This window comes from Microcystis sp. M49636_WE2 (assembly GCF_030065375.1).
GTDB classification, from domain to species: Bacteria; Cyanobacteriota; Cyanobacteriia; order Cyanobacteriales; family Microcystaceae; genus Microcystis; species Microcystis aeruginosa_C.
This window is the reverse complement of sequence record NZ_JASJFG010000612.1, coordinates 1-2076: the sequence shown is the minus strand read 5'-3', so window position 1 is coordinate 2076 and position 2076 is coordinate 1. Positions and strand designations below refer to the sequence as shown.

The 2076-nt window shown below is 35.6% G+C and carries 1 protein-coding gene; it reads left to right on the top strand.

The window, feature by feature from the left end; genetic code table 11:
• Positions 1–370: 370 nt before the first annotated feature.
• Positions 371–2076: DNA methyltransferase (locus PX484_RS14080; protein WP_288104340.1), on the top strand; the 1706-nt coding region annotated here is incomplete at its 3' end.

Here is a 2076-nt window from a genome sequence, read left to right as displayed (position 1 = left end):
TAATTGTTGTTGCGAGCCATACTTGAAAATCTTGTTCGTAGAGAGTTTTCGACATAGCGATAAGTTGTTCCTTCGAGTCAATAACTAGATTGGTAACTAAGCGGCTACAATTCTCAAGGCGTTACTAATTTCTAGCTTCCCTTGTAGTTTACCAAAAAATCACCTAAAATGGAAACTAAGTAGGTAGGCGTTAAAAATTATCAGATGCCCCCCTTATTAAGGGGGGACTAAGGGGGGATCGAACCTAAAATTTATCTTCAATTTAATTATAACCAGCTACTTATCTGTATCCCTTGCTGACTGCCTATAGCTCCCTACACCATTTTCTACTATCTTTGAGCAAACCGGCGAAAGATAAGGAGTTAAAACTATGCCTTTAAGTTGGAATGAAATAAAAAATCGCGCCATCGCTTTTCAAAAAGAGTGGGAAGGAGAGACTTCAGAAAAAGCAGAATCTCAGTCTTTTTGGAATGATTTTTTTAATGTCTTTGGCATTTCACGGCGTAGGGTAGCTAGTTTTGAGCAACCGATAAAAAAAGCCGATAATAAACAGGGTTTTATTGATTTACTCTGGAAAGGAACGATTTTAGTTGAGCATAAATCGAAGGGGAAAGATTTAGAAAAAGCCACACAACAGGCTAAGGATTATTTTCCCAATTTAAAGGAACATGAGTTACCGCGTTATATTTTAGTATCGGATTTTCAACGGTTTAAATTATATGATTTAGATTCGGGCAATCAATGGGAATTTGAATTAAGTAATTTTGTTGATAACGTTCATTTATTTGATTTTATTGCTGGTTACGAAAAGCGAGTTTATAAAGACGAAGATCCCGTCAATCTCCAAGCTGCCGAGTTAATGGGAAAACTTCATGATTGCCTGAAAGAAATTGGTTATATGGGGCATAATTTAGAAGTTTATCTAGTGCGTTTATTATTTTGTTTATTTGCCGATGATACGGGTATTTTTAATAAGGGTATTTTCTGGGAATATATCGATTTACATACCAAAGAAGATGGCAGTGATTTGGCGATGCACATTGATGCTATTTTTCAGGTTTTGAATACACCAGAAGACAAAAGATTAAAAAATCTCGATGAGAATTTCACTCAATTTCCCTACATAAATGGCAAGTTATTCGAGGAGTCTTTACCTTTAGCGGCTTTTGATAGCAAGATGCGAGTCATGTTATTAGAAGCTTGTGCTTTTGATTGGGGAAAAATTTCCCCTGCTATTTTTGGCTCTATGTTTCAAGCGGTAATGAATCCAAAAGAGCGACGTAATTTAGGGGCGCATTATACCTCCGAGAAAAATATTCAAAAGGTGATTAAACCGTTATTTTTAGATGATTTACACAGGGAATTTGAGAAGATTAAAGGCAATCGCAATAAATTACTAGAATTTCAGAAAAAGATTGCTAATTTATATTTTCTCGATCCTGCCTGTGGTTGCGGCAACTTTTTAATTATTACCTATCGGGAGTTACGAGATTTAGAGATTTTGGTATTACAAGAGTTAGATAAATTAGATAAAACGGGGCAGTTAGTAACAGATATTAGTACCATTATTCAGGTAGATGTCAATCAGTTTGCAGGTATTGAATACGATGAGTTTGCGGTGAGGGTGGCTGAGGTGGCAATGTGGTTAATTGATCATCAGATGAATGTTAAAGTTAGTAATACTTTTGGTCAATATTTTGTGCGTTTACCATTGAAAAAAGCGGCAAAGATTGTTAATGGAAATGCCTTGCGGATTGATTGGGAAGAACTTATATCAAAAGAGAAGCTCAATTTTATTTTAGGTAATCCTCCTTTTGTGGGGAAACAGTTACAAAATGCCGACCAAAAGGCTGACATGAATCATGTTTTAGGGGACATTAAAGGAGCAGGTGTTTTAGATTATGTGACCGCATGGTATATTAAAGCGGCTGAATTTATTCAAAATAGTTTAATTCGTTGCGCTTTAGTTAGCACAAATTCTATTTCTCAGGGTGAACAAGTTGGTGTTCTTTGGCAAGAGCTTTATCAAAAATATAAAATAAAAATTCATTTTGCCCATCGAACTTTTAGCTGGAG